Here is a 13,962-nt window from a genome sequence, read left to right on the forward strand (position 1 = left end):
CTGCGCTTGTACGGGCTTACGATTGCCATTTCGTTTGACCTTCATCACCAAAATAAACCACCATTTCATTTTTTGGCGCTTTTTGTGAAGTGCTTCACCCTCGCTTTCCAGGCCGTAGTCTAGTTATTAAACGTATAACTAAAACGACGTTTCGATACCTACCCTCACTACCCTGGAGTTGACTCGATGAAAACGACCCTCAAGCCGTTGCTGGCCGCTCTGTGTCTGTCTGCTGTCGCTGCCTCAGTTTCTGCTCAAACCATCAAAGCTGCCGACGTGCATCCTGAAGGCTACCCGAACGTGGTAGCGGTGCAGCACATGGGTGAAAAACTCAAACAACAAACCGACGGCAAGCTGGAGATGAAAGTCTTCCCCGGCGGCGTGCTGGGGGATGAAAAGCAGATGATTGAGCAGGCCCAGCTGGGTGCCATCGATATCATCCGCGTCTCTATGGCCCCGGTGGCCGCGATCCTGCCGGATATCGAAGTCTTTACGCTGCCCTACGTCTTCCGCGACGAAGACCATATGCACAAAGTGATCGACGGCGATATCGGCAAGCAGATCGGTGAGAAGCTGACTGCCAACCCGAAATCCCGCCTGGTGTTCCTCGGCTGGATGGACTCCGGCACGCGTAACCTGATCACCAAGAATCCGGTAGTGAAACCGGAGGATCTGAAAGGGATGAAGATCCGTGTTCAGGGCAGCCCGGTGGCGCTGGCCACCCTGAAAGACATGGGGGCCAACTCGGTGGCGATGGGGGTCAGCGAAGTCTACAGCGGCATGCAGACCGGGGTGATTGACGGAGCGGAAAACAACCCGCCGACCTTCGTTGCCCATAACTACATGCCGGTGGCGAAAAACTACACCCTCAGCGGCCACTTTATCACCCCGGAAATGCTGCTCTACTCCAAAGTGAAGTGGGACAAACTGAGCGCCGACGAGCAGGAAAAGATTAAGACCCTCGCCCGCGAAGCACAGATGGAGCAGCGCAAACTCTGGCAGGCCTACAACACCCAGGCGCTGGAAAAAATGAAGGCCGGCGGCGTGCAGTTCCATGACATCGACAAGTCGGTGTTTATCAAAGCGACGGAGCCGGTGCGCGCCCAGTATGGCGATAAGCATCAGGATCTGATGAAAGCGATCGCTGACGTTCAGTAACCCTCTGCGTGGAGGACGTATGTCCGAACACTATCTGAAGTGGATGGATCGCCTGTACCTGCTCGCCATGGCCGTGGCGGGCGTTTCGTTGCTGGTGATGACCATCGTGATCCCGATTGGGATTTTTTCCCGCTACGTCCTCAATCGTGGCGAGTCCTGGCCGGAGCCGATTGCCATCATCTGCATGGTGACCTTTACCTTTATCGGCGCAGCGGTGGGCTACCGCGCCGGATCGCATATCGCAGTAAACATGCTCACCGACCGTCTGCCTGCGGCGTTAAAAACGCTGTGCGCCAAGGTGGTGGATGTGCTGATGCTGCTGATTTCGCTGCTTATCTTCTGGTACAGCTATCTGCTCTGCATCGAACTGTGGGAACAGCCGGTGGCGGAGTTCCCGGTTCTCACCTCCGGCGAGAGCTATCTGCCGCTGCCCATCGGTTCAGCGATCCTCATTTTGTTTGTTCTTGAGCGCCTGCTGTTTGGCTCCCAGGAAAACCGCCCGGTCGTGCTGATCGGCAACCACAGTTAAGGGGTGAATTATGGATGCGTTTGTTTTGCTCTTCACCCTCGCCATTTTGCTGGCGCTGGGGATGCCGGTGGCTTTTGCCGTCGGGTTAAGTGCAGTGGCCGGGGCGCTGTGGATCGATCTGCCGCTGGAGGCGCTGATGATCCAGATCACCAGCGGGGTGAATAAATTTACCCTGCTCGCGATCCCGTTCTTTATCCTCGCCGGGGCGATCATGGCGGAAGGGGGTATCGCCCGTCGGCTGGTGAACTTCGCCTATATCTTTGTCGGCTTTATTCGCGGCGGACTGTCACTGGTGAATATCGTCGCCTCGACCTTTTTCGGTGCGATTTCCGGCTCGTCGGTGGCGGATACCGCCTCCATCGGCAGCGTGATGATCCCGGAGATGGAGAAGAAGGGCTATCCGCGCGAATACGCCGCAGCGGTGACCGCCAGCGGCTCGGTGCAGGCGATCCTGATCCCGCCCAGCCACAACTCGGTGATCTACTCCCTGGCGGCAGGCGGGACGGTGTCGATTGCGACGCTGTTTATCGCCGGGGTGCTGCCGGGGCTGCTGCTCGGGCTGTGCCTGATGATCCTGTGCCTGGGCTTTGCCCATAAGCGCGGGTATCCGAAAGGCGAGCGGATCCCCTTTAAGCAGGCGCTGAGGATTTTCTTCGATGCCCTGTGGGGGCTGATGACGGTGGTGATTATCCTCGGCGGCATTTTGTCGGGGATCTTTACCGCCACCGAATCGGCGGCGGTCGCCTGCCTGTGGGCCTTCTTTGTCACCATGTTTATCTACCGCGACTACAAGTGGAGCGAGCTGCCGAAGCTGATGTGCCGCACGGTGAAGACGGTGACCATCGTGATGATCCTGATCGGCTTTGCGGCGGCGTTTGGCGCGGTGATGACCTACATGCAGCTGCCGATGCGGATCACCGAGTTCTTCACCTCGCTGTCGGACAACAAGTACGTGATCCTGATGTACCTCAACGTCATGCTGCTGCTGATTGGCACCCTGATGGACATGGCACCGATCATCCTGATCCTGACCCCGGTGCTGCTGCCGGTAACCAACTCGCTGGGCATCGATCCGGTGCACTTCGGGATGATCATGATGGTGAACCTCGGGATCGGGCTGATTACCCCGCCGGTGGGGTCGGTGCTGTTTGTCGCCAGTGCGGTGAGTAAGCAGAAGATCGAGAGCGTGGTCCGGGCGATGCTGCCGTTCTACGGCATGCTGCTGGTGGTGTTGGGGATGGTGACCTACATCCCGGCGATATCGCTGTGGCTGCCGCGGATGTTAGGCATGCAGTAGTGAAAATGCCGGGCGGCGCTGCGCTTGCCCGGCCTACGGTTCAAGGATATTGCGGTTTTGTAGGCCCGGTAAGGCGTAGCCGCCACCGGGCGCTTTTTTACCGACGACGCAACAGCCGCAGCGCGTTCGCCGTCACCAGTACCGTTGCCCCGGTATCCGCCAGCACCGCCAGCCATAATCCCGTCATCCCCAGCAGGGTAGTCACCAGGAATATCCCTTTCAGCCCCAGCGCGATAGCGATGTTCTGACTGATATTGGCGCGGGTGGCGCGGGCCAGACTTATCATCTGCGCCAGCCCGGTCAGGCGGTTGTGGGTCAGCGCCGCGTCGGCGGTCTCCAGCGCCACGTCGGTGCCGCTGCCCATCGCAATTCCAAGCGTGGCCGCTTTCATCGCCGGGGCGTCGTTAATCCCGTCGCCGACCATCGCCAGCGGCATGTCCGCATTCAGGGCCGTCACCGCCTGCACTTTATCGGCAGGCAGCAGCCCGGCGCGGAAATCGAGCCCCAGCTCACCGGCAATGGCCGCGGCAGCGCGTGGGTTATCGCCGGTCAGGATCACGCCGTTGACCCCTAGCTGATTCAGGGCCTGCACGGCCTCTTTCGCGTCTTCCCGCAGGGTATCCCGCAGCGCCACCAGACCTTTTGCCACGCCGTCCTGGACCACCATCACCACCGTCTGCCCGGCCTGCTCCAGGGTCCCGATGTGCGCCGCCAGTTGCGGAGCAGGGAATTTATCCGCGGCACAAATCAGCACCTTGCTGCCCGCGACCACGGCTTCAATTCCCGAGCCCATCAGCGCGCGCTGGTCGGTTGCCGCCGGAACAGCCAGCCCGCGAGCCTGCGCTTCCCGCACAATCGCCTGCGCCAGTGGGTGAGTTGAACCTTGCTCCACCGCAGCGGCCAGGGTGAGCAGATCCTGCTCGCGGATCGCGTGCGGATAAATGCCCGTCACCTGCGGCTTACCCACCGTCAGGGTGCCGGTCTTGTCGAATGCCACCTGCTGCACCTGCGCCAGCTGTTCCAGCGCGGCACCGCCCTTAATCAGCGCCCCACGACGAGCAGCGGCGGCCAACCCGGAGGTGATGGCCGCCGGGGTGGAGATCACCAGCGCACAGGGGCAGCCAATCAGCAGCAGAGTCAGCCCTTTGTAGATCCAGCCCTCCCAGGCGGCACCGAACAGCAGCGGCGGCACGACGGCCACCAGCAGCGCAATCAGCATAATCACCGGGGTATAGATCCGGCTGAAACGGTCGATAAAACGCTCCACCGGGGCACGGCGCTCTTCCGCCTCTTCGATCAGCTTCAGGATGCGGTCGATGGCGCTGTCGCCCGGTTCGGACAGCACCGTCAGCTGCACCAGACGATCGACGCTGGTGGCCCCTGCGGGGACTTTTTCCCCCGCCGCGCGATCGACCGGAATGGATTCGCCGGTCAGGGCGCTTTCGTCAAAACTGGCCGCAGCGGTGAGCAGCGTCCCGTCGGCAGGCAGACGGCCCCCGGCGGCAACTTCAATCACATCCCCCGGACGCAGCGCGGCAATGGGCACGGTTTTACGCTCGCCATTAATCACCTGCGTAGCCGTTTCCGGCTTCAGCGCCATCAGGGCGCTGACCCCTTTCCGCGCCCGGCTGGCCGCCCAGCCTTCGAGCCGCTCGCCAATCAGAAACAGCAGCAGCACCATCGCGGCTTCCGCCGTGGCACCGATAAACAGCGCCCCGATGGCGGCCACGCTCATCAGCGTCTCAATGGCGAACCAGCTGCCGCTTTTCATCAGGCGCAGCGCCTGACGGGCAACCGGCCAGAGCCCGACCAGAGTGGTGGCGATAAAGGCGAGGTTGCCGAGCGGGTGGTTGACCTGTTCCAGCCCCCAGCTTATGCCCATCAACAGAACAAGCGTGATGAGCGGCAGGTTGTCGCGCAGCACGGAGGCTTTTTCGGCGGGGGCATTTTCATTGCGCAGCGTATAGCCCGCACTGATCACCGCCGCTTCGACCTGGGCGCTGACGTTGCTGCCTGCATCGACCAGCAGTTTTTCGGTGGCAAACAGCACCTGGACGTGATTGACGCCCGCGACCTGGCGGACGGCGGTTTCCACCTTGCGGGCGCAGGCGGCGCAGTCCATGCCGTTGACCACCCAGCTGTAACGCTGGCCCTGAACAGGGGCCTCGGCTTCGGGCTGCACAGGAGCATGATCCGCAGCGCAGCAGGTCGCTTTGGCGGGAAGGGGGGCGAGCTTAAGCGCCGAAAACTGCGGCACTTTTTTAGGTGTTTCTGGAGTCGACATGGCACTCTCCGGCAATGATAATTTTCTCATTAACCGCAGTATGCACTCTGGAGTCGACTCCAGAGTCAAGCGCTATTTAAATATACAGCGAACGCACAATCAGGAAGTGCCCGGCGAAGTAGCAGGCTGCAGCGATGGCGTTATCGGCGCGGAAACGACGGCGATAGTGGCTACCCAGCCAGACGATATTCCCCAGCAGCAGGAGCGTAGCGCCGATGAAGGCCGACAGGGCCGGTGCCGTCGGGCGGAAGAACCACAGCTCGCCCGCCAGCCAGACCATCACCAGGGTCATAGCGATAAAGGTACACACCGCCCAGCGCAGCTCTTCCAGACGCGACCAGATCACGGCGATCAGCAGCGCGCCAATCACCAGCAACGCCAGCGGCAGCGGCCAGAAGAACGACAGGGTCATCTGGCTGGCGAAATAGATGGTGTAGAGCAGGTGCGATAAGAAGAACGCCCCCACGGCATACAGCAGACGCTGGCGCGGCAGTAGGGTCAGGGCATCACCGGCCAGCGACGCGCAGAGCCCGGCGAGCACCAGATAGCTGATGGCGTTAAACATTGGTGCCTGCCAGGCCAGCAGCAGGAGCAGCAACAAGGTAACGGGTTTAAACAGCCAGCGCTGCCAGGCAGGGCCGCGGTAGGACGCATCGACATACAGCCATGCGGAGAAACAGACAGCGATAAATGACCAAAGCATATTAAGTCCCTGTATCTGTTATTGTTGAATAAACAGTTTCACTTCAGTGTAGTGGTGCAGACGGGCCAATAGCAATGCACAGCGTGGCACGCTATTCTGATTTCAGCCTGGTCTTAAGGATTGTCCAATGAGCAAGATGCCGCTTTTTTTTATTATCGTGCTGGCAATTATCATCATTGCCGCCTCGTTTCGCTTCGTGCAGCAGCGCCGTGAAAAGGCGGATAACGATGCCGCCCCGCTGCAGCAAAAGCAGGTGGTGGTGAGCAATAAACGGGAAAAAGCGCTCAACGATCGCCGCTCGCGACAGCAGCAGGTCACCCCTGCCGGTACCAGTATGCGCTATGAAGCGAGCTTTAAGCCGGAGAGCGGCGGTCTGGAGATGACCTTTCGCCTCGATGAGAAGCAGTACCATCAGCTGACGGTAGGGGATAAAGGGACGTTAAGTTACAAGGGATCGCGGTTTGAAGGGTTTAGTCCGACGCCATGATTTGCCGGGCCTACGGGTGTTGTAGGCCCGGTAAGTATCGCGCCACCGGGCAGAAGGCCGCAGGTTATTTCTTCGCCTGCGCCTTAAACTTATTCATCCACACCAGCAGCTCGAACACGCCAAAAATAAACACCCGCAGCTGCTGCCAGCCGGTCATTTTCGGGCCATCTTTTGGCATGCCGTTTTTCAGCATCACCATCTGCAGGGCATGCATAAATGAGGTGAAGATCAGCGCCACGTTGACGAAGATATTCATCGGACGCGGGAAGGGGTGGACGAGGTTGAGCAGCAAAAAGGCCCAGACCCCGATCATCAGCAAACGACCCAGATTAATCAGTACCGGCATCAGTCTCTCCTTGTGATTGACGGTGATAAAGACGATAGGCGACCTGTCCGGCCACTTTTTCCCGGTGCAGATCCCAGTGGGCGGGCACCGGCGGTAAACCGTTCTCGACCTCACTCTCGACGTAGATTAGCGCATCATCCGCCAGCCAGCCGTTGTTTTCCAGCAGCGTTAAGGTCTCTTCCAGCAGCCCTTTGCGGAACGGCGGATCGACAAACACTACGTCGTGCGGCTTGCCCGCCTGCGCCAGGAAGGCGAGGGTGTTGGTATTCTCCACCTTTGCGTGCGCGGCTTTCAGGGTCACCAGGTTTTGCTGCAGCTGCTGGGCGACGCTGCGATCCATCTCCAGCAGCGTGGCGCTGGCGGCATAGCGTGACAGGGCTTCGAGACCCAGCGCGCCGCTTCCGGCGAAGCAGTCCAGGCAGCGGGCATCTACCATTGAAGGGGCCAGCCAGTTAAACAGCGTCTCGCGAACGCGGTCGGTGGTCGGGCGCAGGCCGGGGCTATCCGGTACCGGCAGTTTACGGCCTCGCCACTGGCCGCCGATAATGCGTATCTGGCCCATGGCGGCACGGTTGGGTTTCTTCATATCTTTGCTCGGGTACACCGACGGCCTGCGCTTGCAGGCGGTGATGTGCGTTAAGTTAAGTGATAAACTATTTCATCATTTTTTTAGCTTCCATGTATATAGCGCCAGTAATTAACCGCGAGGGGTGTAGTCGCAGATGGCAAAAGAGAAAAAACGTGGCTTCTTTTCCTGGCTGGGCTTTGGTCAAAAAGAGCAGGAAACCGAGCAGCAGAACGAAGAACAACAGATCGCCGAACAGCCTGCCGCTGTTGAACAGCCGCAGCCGGAAACCCCTGTTGAGACCGTCGCTGACGTAGAAGCAGAAGCGCGCACCCACAGCCAGCAAGAGACTGAAGCCTTCGCTGAAGAGGTGGTTGAGGTTACTGAGCATGTTCAGGAGAGCGAAAAACCGCAGCCGGTTGAGCCAGAGCCTGTGGTTGTTGAGCCGGAACCGGTGGCCGTGGTCGTGGAAGAGAGTGCCGAGCCGGTCGCCGAGGTTGAACATGAAGAGCTACCGCTGCCGGAAGAGATCCTCGACGAAATAGAGGAAGCGATCCCGGAAGAGTACCTGCCAGAGACCGAGGGTGAAGACGCCATCAGCGATGAAGAGCTTGAAGCTCAGGCGCTGGCGGCCGCGGCGGCAGAAGAGGCGGTCGTCGTCGTCCCGGTAGCCGAAGAGGAAGAGCCGGTTGAAGAGATGGCTCAGGAGCAGGAAAAACCGACCAAAGAAGGTTTCTTCGCGCGCCTGAAACGCAGCCTGATTAAAACCAAAGAGAACCTCGGTTCCGGATTTATCAGTCTGTTCCGCGGGAAGAAAATCGACGATGATCTCTTTGAAGAGCTGGAAGAACAGCTCCTGATTGCCGACGTTGGTGTGGAAACCACCCGCAAAATCATTACCAGTCTGACGGAGAGCGCCAGCCGCAAACAGCTGCGTGACGCCGAAGCGCTGTACGGCCTGCTGAAAGAGGAGATGGGTGAAATCCTCGCAAAAGTTGACGAACCGCTTAATATTGAAGGCAAAATGCCCTTTGTTATTCTGATGGTCGGCGTTAACGGCGTGGGTAAAACCACCACCATCGGCAAACTGGCGCGTCAGTTCGAACAGCAGGGCAAATCGGTGATGCTGGCGGCGGGTGATACCTTCCGTGCCGCTGCCGTTGAGCAGCTGCAGGTGTGGGGCCAGCGCAACAACATCCCGGTGATTGCCCAGCATACCGGGGCCGATTCCGCCTCGGTGATCTTTGACGCCATTCAGGCGGCCAAAGCGCGTCACGTGGATGTGTTGATTGCCGATACCGCAGGGCGTTTGCAGAACAAATCGCACCTGATGGAAGAACTGAAGAAGATCGTCCGCGTCATGAAGAAGCTGGACGAAGATGCGCCGCATGAAATTATGCTGACTATCGATGCCAGCACCGGGCAGAATGCTATCAGTCAGGCGAAGCTGTTCCATGAAGCGGTAGGACTGACCGGGATCACGCTGACCAAGCTGGATGGCACCGCGAAAGGCGGGGTAATCTTCTCGGTAGCCGATCAGTTTGGTATTCCTATCCGCTACATCGGTGTCGGCGAACGTATCGAGGATTTACGTCCGTTTAAATCGGGCGACTTTATTGAGGCACTTTTTGCCCGAGAGGATTAACAATGATTCGCTTTGAACACGTCAGCAAGGCCTATCTCGGTGGGAGACAAGCGCTACAGGGGATTAACTTCCACCTGCAGCCGGGCGAGATGGCATTCCTGACCGGCCACTCCGGCGCAGGGAAAAGTACCCTGCTCAAGCTTATCTGTGGGATCGAACGGCCCAGCGCCGGGAAAATCTGGTTTAGCGGTCACGACATCAGCCGCCTTAAAAACCGTGAAGTGCCGTTTCTGCGTCGGCAGATCGGCATGATTTTCCAGGATCACCATCTGCTGATGGACCGCACGGTATTCGACAACGTGGCGATCCCGCTGATTATTGCGGGTGCCAGCGGGGATGACATTCGTCGTCGCGTGTCCGCGGCGCTGGATAAGGTCGGGTTGCTGGACAAAGCGAAAAACTTCCCGATCCAGCTCTCCGGCGGTGAACAGCAGCGCGTGGGCATCGCCCGCGCGGTGGTGAACAAACCGGCGGTGCTGCTGGCGGATGAACCTACCGGTAACCTGGACGACGCCCTTTCCGAAGGGATCCTGCGTCTGTTTGAGGAGTTTAACCGCGTTGGGGTGACGGTACTGATGGCGACGCACGACATGGGGCTTATCTCCCGTCGTTCGTACCGCATGCTGACGCTGAGCGACGGTCATTTGCACGGAGGCCTCGGTGAATAAGCGTGACGCAATAAACCAGATGCGGCAGTTTGGCAGCAAGCTCGACCGTTTTCGTAAGTCGGCGGGCGGCCCGGGTGACGGCAACCGCAATGCGCCGAAGCGCAGCAAATCCGCGCCAAAACCTAACTCGCGCAAAACCAACGTCTTTAACGAGCAGGTGCGCTACGCCTTCCAGGGTGCGCTGCAGGATCTGAAAAGCAAACCGCTGGCCACCTTCCTGACGGTGATGGTGATTGCCATCTCCCTGACCCTGCCCAGCGTCTGCTACATGGTTTACAAAAACGTTAACCAGGCGGCGTCGCAGTACTATCCTTCCCCGCAGATCACCGTCTATCTCGACAAATCGCTCGACGATAACGCGGCGGCGCAGGTGGTAGGGCAGCTACAGGCGGAGCAGGGCGTCGAGAAAGTGAACTACCTGTCGCGGGATGAAGCCCTGGGCGAGTTCCGTAACTGGTCCGGCTTTGGCGGCGCGCTGGATATGCTGGAGGAGAACCCCCTGCCCGCGGTGGCGGTGGTGATCCCGAAACTGGATTTCCAGGGTACCGAGTCGCTGAACACCCTGCGCGATCGTGTCTCCCGCATCAACGGTATCGATGAAGTGCGAATGGACGACAGCTGGTTTGCCCGTCTGACGGCGCTGACCGGCCTGGTCGGGCGCGTGGCGGCGATGATCGGCGTGCTGATGGTGGCGGCGGTGTTCCTTGTTATCGGCAACAGCGTGCGTCTGAGCATCTTCGCCCGTCGCGACACCATTAACGTGCAGAAACTGATCGGCGCAACCGATGGTTTTATCCTGCGTCCGTTCCTGTATGGCGGCGCACTGCTCGGTTTTTCCGGCGCATTTCTTTCACTGATTTTGTCAGAAATTTTGGTGATGCGTCTCTCCGCAGCGGTCACCGACGTGGCGCAGGTTTTTGGAACTAAGTTCAATATCAGTGGCTTAGCCTTCGATGAGTGCCTGCTATTGCTGCTGGTGTGCTCGATGATCGGCTGGGTGGCAGCATGGTTAGCGACTGTGCAACATTTACGTCACTTTACCCCTGACTAAAAAATCTCTGATATAATCTTTCCCTGCATTGAGAATCACCATGCAGGGAAAGAGCCCCTGTTGACTCTGACCCCGCATAATCATCCCCATGTCACATTTTGTGCGTAATTTATTCACAGTTTCACTCGGAACTTGTGGATAAAATCACTGTCTGATAAAAGAGTGAATGATATTCTCGTTGCTCATTAATTCTGGCATGTTCGTTGCCTGATGGGGACAAACCGCCGCCAGAAAGAATCGATTGAGAGGAATGAATGACCAAAGAAATGCAAACTTTAGCTTTAGCCCCTGTTGGTAACCTGGAATCTTACATCCGGGCTGCGAACACCTGGCCGATGTTGACGGCCGAGGAAGAAAAGGAGCTTGCTGAAAAGCTGCATTACCAGGGCGATCTGGAAGCAGCTAAGACGCTGATCCTGTCTCACCTGCGCTTTGTTGTTCACGTTGCTCGTAACTACGCGGGCTATGGCCTGCCGCAGGCTGACCTGATCCAGGAAGGTAACATCGGCCTGATGAAGGCGGTGCGTCGCTTCAACCCGGAAGTGGGTGTGCGTCTGGTCTCCTTCGCCGTGCACTGGATCAAAGCGGAAATCCACGAATACGTGCTGCGTAACTGGCGTATCGTGAAGGTCGCTACCACCAAAGCACAGCGTAAGCTGTTCTTTAATCTGCGTAAAACCAAGCAGCGTCTGGGCTGGTTCAACCAGGATGAAGTTGAAATGGTTGCCCGCGAGCTGGGCGTTTCCAGCAAAGACGTGCGCGAGATGGAATCCCGTATGGCCGCGCAGGACATGACCTTTGATATGTCCTCTGACGACGACGCGTCCGACAGCCAGCCGATGGCTCCGGTCCTGTATCTGCAGGATAAATCGTCTAACTTTGCCGACGGCATTGAAGACGACAACTGGGAAGAGCAGGCCGCTAATAAGCTGACCTTCGCAATGGAAGGCCTTGACGAGCGTAGCCAGGATATCATCCGTGCCCGCTGGCTGGACGAAGACAACAAGTCCACCCTGCAGGAGCTGGCCGACCGCTACGGCGTCTCCGCTGAACGTGTGCGTCAGCTTGAAAAGAACGCCATGAAAAAACTTCGCGCCGCTATCGAAGCGTAATTTCCGCGAAGTCCCCGATAACCCTCGAATGCAGATTCGGGGGTTTTGTTTTTTTAACGCCTGTTCAGGCCGAATTCCCTCCTCTTCGCAAACACTTATCGCACTGTTGTGCGCTGACTCGTTAAAGCCTCGCTTACCTTATATTCATATCAAAATAGCTATTCCAAATAGATAAAAATGGGGTATGTTTTAGCAGAGTATGCTGAAAAGGCGCCTGCAGCAGACGCATAATCGAAATAAAGCGCCATAAAACAACATCACAACAAACACAATAACCACCACAATGGGGATTCTCAGGATGAATATGAAGGGTAAAGCCTTACTGGCAGGATGTATCGCGTTGGCATTCAGCACCATGGCTCAGGCTGACATCAAAGTGGCCGTGGTTGGCGCAATGTCCGGTCCGGTAGCGCAGTACGGAGACCAGGAGTTCACTGGCGCAGAGCAGGCGGTTGCCGACATTAATGCCAAGGGCGGTATCAAAGGCGAAAAGCTGCAGATCGTAAAATATGATGATGCCTGTGACCCGAAACAAGCGGTTGCGGTTGCCAACAAAGTGGTCAACGACGGTATCAAATACGTGATCGGCCACCTGTGCTCCTCTTCCACGCAGCCTGCGTCTGATATCTACGAAGACGAAGGCATTCTGATGATCACCCCTGCCGCCACCGCGCCGGAACTGACCGCCCGTGGCTACAAGATGGTGATGCGTACCACCGGCCTGGACTCTGACCAGGGCCCAACGGCAGCGAAATATATCGTTGAGAAAGTGAAGCCGAAGCGTATTGCTATCGTGCATGACAAGCAGCAGTACGGTGAAGGCCTGGCCCGTTCCGTGCAGGATAACCTAAAAAAATCCAATGCCAACGTGGTCTTCTTCGACGGGATCACTGCCGGTGAGAAAGACTTCTCTACCCTGGTGGCGCGTCTGAAGAAAGAGAATATCGATTTCGTCTACTACGGTGGTTATCACCCGGAGATGGGCCAGATCCTGCGTCAGTCCCGTGCTGCGGGTCTGAAAACTCAGTTTATGGGTCCGGAAGGGGTGGCGAACGTCTCCCTGTCTAACATTGCCGGTGAATCAGCTGAAGGCCTGCTGGTAACCAAGCCGAAGAACTACGATCAGGTCCCAGCGAACAAACCTATCGTGGATGCCATCAAAGCGAAGAAACAGGATCCAAGCGGTGCCTTTGTGTGGACCACCTACGCCGCGCTGCAAACCCTGCAGGCAGGCCTGAATCAGTCTGCTGAACCGGCTGACATCGCCACCTGGCTGAAAGCGAACTCCGTAGAGACCGTGATGGGGCCGCTGTCATGGGATGAGAAGGGCGATCTGAAGGGCTTCGAGTTCGGCGTGTTTGACTGGCATGCCAACGGTACAGCGACCGACGCCAAATAATTTTCCCGTCGCCTTTCGCGCCGCAGGTGCGTTGGCTACGTTATTCAACCCCGGTCACTTACTTATGTAAGCTCCCGGGGATTTCATAACTTGCCGCCTTCCTGCAACACGAAATGCCTGGGAAAATGCTGCGGAGAATCCAGGCCGGGTAAGGCGAAGCCGCCACCCGGCGTTTTTTTACCGCTTCTCCCACCCGTTATTCTGCGCCGTAAACCCCAGCGCCTGCATAAAGGCCGCCATCACGCCCCGGTCCTCCACGCCGATATCCGCCATCCACCACGAGGCCACGCTCGGGTTATCGCGCATCACTTCCTCAATCAAATATTGCCCCACGCCGCGACGGCGGGTGACTTCCCGCACGCGCAGGGAGTCCAGCGCCCCTTGCGTACCGCTCAGCGTCACCCGCACCGCGCCTAACAGCCGCTCGTTAAAGCGTGCCGCATAAATCCGGTGAGTTTCATCGACGGTGAGCGAGGAAGGAGAATATTCCGGCCAGATCTTGTTAAGGTCGATATGATCCTGGTCGCTAAAGTTCTCCAGACGGTGGATGGTCAGTTTCATTAGCTGCTTGTCCAAATCAAAAAGAGTGCTGGCAGTGTCTCAATTTATTCTGTCAGATGCTTCCACTTTTTAAACCCATTCCCTAGCTGATTACTTTTTTAGCGTTACGTTGTGCAGTCTTAAAACGTAGGGATCGAAAAATAAGCAGAATTTTAAC

The 13,962-nt window shown here is 57.8% G+C and carries 14 protein-coding genes; 9 read left to right on the plus strand and 5 right to left on the minus strand.

Annotated features, from left to right (window positions below):
* Nucleotides 1-186 precede the first annotated feature (186 nt).
* From WFO70_RS20125 to WFO70_RS20135, 3 genes are read left to right on the plus strand one after another with little or no spacing between them, the layout of a single operon-like run.
* Nucleotides 187-1,158, plus strand: a complete 972-nt coding sequence (locus tag WFO70_RS20125) for a TRAP transporter substrate-binding protein (protein ID WP_337018749.1) — start codon at nt 187-189, stop codon at nt 1,156-1,158.
* A 19-nt stretch (nt 1,159-1,177) separates the two neighbouring features.
* Entirely contained in the window at nt 1,178-1,687 is a 510-nt protein-coding gene (locus WFO70_RS20130; RefSeq protein ID WP_337018751.1) for a TRAP transporter small permease, read from the plus strand.
* Nucleotides 1,688-1,697: 10 nt separating this feature from the next.
* A complete protein-coding gene (locus WFO70_RS20135; RefSeq protein ID WP_337018753.1) occupies nt 1,698-2,984 on the plus strand; it encodes a TRAP transporter large permease in 1,287 nt (428 codons plus the stop codon).
* Nucleotides 2,985-3,081: 97 nt separating this feature from the next.
* Here the strand turns inward: WFO70_RS20135 and zntA are convergent, their stop codons facing one another.
* Both zntA and WFO70_RS20145 read right to left on the minus strand, forming a co-directional pair.
* The gene (gene zntA / locus WFO70_RS20140) at nt 3,082-5,268 is read right to left on the minus strand and encodes a Zn(II)/Cd(II)/Pb(II) translocating P-type ATPase ZntA (RefSeq protein ID WP_337018755.1); all 2,187 of its coding nucleotides are present in this window, start codon (nt 5,266-5,268) and stop codon (nt 3,082-3,084) included.
* Nucleotides 5,269-5,344: 76 nt separating this feature from the next.
* The gene (locus WFO70_RS20145) at nt 5,345-5,971 is read right to left on the minus strand and encodes a lysoplasmalogenase (RefSeq protein WP_039032500.1); all 627 of its coding nucleotides are present in this window, start codon (nt 5,969-5,971) and stop codon (nt 5,345-5,347) included.
* Between the two features lie 127 nt (nt 5,972-6,098).
* Here WFO70_RS20145 and WFO70_RS20150 point away from each other — a divergent pair, with 127 nt between their 5' ends.
* Entirely contained in the window at nt 6,099-6,458 is a 360-nt protein-coding gene (locus WFO70_RS20150; RefSeq protein WP_337018758.1) for a DUF2500 domain-containing protein, read from the plus strand.
* Between the two features lie 64 nt (nt 6,459-6,522).
* Here WFO70_RS20150 and WFO70_RS20155 read toward each other — a convergent pair whose 3' ends face one another.
* Nucleotides 6,523-6,804, minus strand: a complete 282-nt coding sequence (locus WFO70_RS20155) for a DUF1145 family protein (protein WP_032614948.1) — start codon at nt 6,802-6,804, stop codon at nt 6,523-6,525.
* Complete coding sequence (gene rsmD / locus WFO70_RS20160) at nt 6,788-7,390, minus strand: 16S rRNA (guanine(966)-N(2))-methyltransferase (RefSeq protein ID WP_337018760.1); 603 nt, start codon at nt 7,388-7,390, stop codon at nt 6,788-6,790. The genes WFO70_RS20155 and rsmD overlap by 17 nt, the downstream gene beginning before the upstream one ends.
* A gap of 136 nt (nt 7,391-7,526) precedes the next feature.
* Here rsmD and ftsY point away from each other — a divergent pair, with 136 nt between their 5' ends.
* The 5 genes from ftsY (at nt 7,527) to WFO70_RS20185 (ending at nt 13,244) form a co-directional block, all read left to right on the plus strand.
* Nucleotides 7,527-9,014 (plus strand): signal recognition particle-docking protein FtsY, encoded by a 1,488-nt coding sequence (gene ftsY / locus WFO70_RS20165; protein WP_337018762.1) that lies wholly within the window; start codon nt 7,527-7,529, stop codon nt 9,012-9,014.
* Between the two features lie 2 nt (nt 9,015-9,016).
* Nucleotides 9,017-9,682, plus strand: a complete 666-nt coding sequence (ftsE, locus tag WFO70_RS20170) for a cell division ATP-binding protein FtsE (protein WP_106995258.1) — start codon at nt 9,017-9,019, stop codon at nt 9,680-9,682.
* Complete coding sequence (gene ftsX / locus WFO70_RS20175) at nt 9,675-10,733, plus strand: permease-like cell division protein FtsX (protein ID WP_337018765.1); 1,059 nt, start codon at nt 9,675-9,677, stop codon at nt 10,731-10,733. The genes ftsE and ftsX overlap by 8 nt, the downstream gene beginning before the upstream one ends.
* A gap of 254 nt (nt 10,734-10,987) precedes the next feature.
* Nucleotides 10,988-11,845: an RNA polymerase sigma factor RpoH gene (gene rpoH, locus WFO70_RS20180; protein WP_106995256.1), complete on the plus strand. Its 858-nt coding sequence runs from the start codon at nt 10,988-10,990 to the stop codon at nt 11,843-11,845.
* A 298-nt stretch (nt 11,846-12,143) separates the two neighbouring features.
* A complete protein-coding gene (locus tag WFO70_RS20185; protein WP_337018767.1) occupies nt 12,144-13,244 on the plus strand; it encodes a branched-chain amino acid ABC transporter substrate-binding protein in 1,101 nt (366 codons plus the stop codon).
* A gap of 177 nt (nt 13,245-13,421) precedes the next feature.
* Here WFO70_RS20185 and panM read toward each other — a convergent pair whose 3' ends face one another.
* On the minus strand, nt 13,422-13,805 hold the full coding sequence (panM, locus tag WFO70_RS20190) for an aspartate 1-decarboxylase autocleavage activator PanM (protein WP_337018769.1): 384 nt from the start codon (nt 13,803-13,805) through the stop codon (nt 13,422-13,424).
* Nucleotides 13,806-13,962 lie beyond the last annotated feature (157 nt).

The sequence above is a fragment of the Leclercia sp. AS011 genome (assembly GCF_037152535.1).
GTDB lineage: Bacteria > Pseudomonadota > Gammaproteobacteria > Enterobacterales > Enterobacteriaceae > Enterobacter.